General features: G+C 66.8%; 2 protein-coding genes. Both read left to right on the top strand.

Going from position 1 to position 545, the window contains the following annotated elements:
* Positions 1 to 284, top strand: a 284-nt coding sequence (locus CXQ97_RS21215) for a FecR domain-containing protein (RefSeq protein ID WP_181035171.1), incomplete at its 5' end; no start/stop codon positions are given.
* A partial coding sequence (locus CXQ97_RS21210; RefSeq protein WP_219815495.1) for a hypothetical protein occupies positions 281 to 545 on the top strand: 265 nt, incomplete at its 3' end. The genes CXQ97_RS21215 and CXQ97_RS21210, both read left to right, overlap by 4 nt.

Below are 545 nucleotides of genomic sequence, written 5' to 3'. Positions count from 1 at the left end.
TGCCGGGTGTGGCTTTGAGCACCGGCGCCGAAGGTGCGCTGGGGGTGATCCTCGGCGACGGCAGCGTTTTGGCTTTCGGCCCGCACAGCGAGCTGACCCTCGACGACTATCGCTTCGCCCCGGTATTGGATGAGCTGCGCCTGCGCGCGACGCTCAATCGCGGCACGCTCAACCTGATTGCGGGCGACATGGCCCGCCTCGATCCACAGGCCATCGCTGTCGACACGCCGGACGGCCGCATCGGCGTGCGCGGTGGCCAGGTGTTGGTGAAGGTGAGCCCGTGAAGCCGATTACGCTGATGCAAACGATGGTGCTGCTGGCGATGACGGCAGTGGCGGGCTGCGCGCAGCATTCCTACGTGATGCTGGCGGACGACAGTGGTGGGCGCGGTGGTGTGATGCTTGGAGAGGAAGGGGAGCGTCGGTTGGACGCGTCTGGCCAAGGCATGGCAATTGCCGGTACCGGTCAGGCCTATGTCGTACCGGACATGCGCCGCAAGGCGGACTTCGACAAGGCGCTGGCTGCCCAGCCGGCATTGCCCGAGC

It is taken from the genome of Arthrobacter sp. B0490 (genome assembly GCF_002929355.1).
Classification (GTDB): domain Bacteria; phylum Actinomycetota; class Actinomycetes; order Actinomycetales; family Micrococcaceae; genus Arthrobacter_D.
This window is presented reverse-complemented; position numbering and strand designations above follow the sequence as displayed.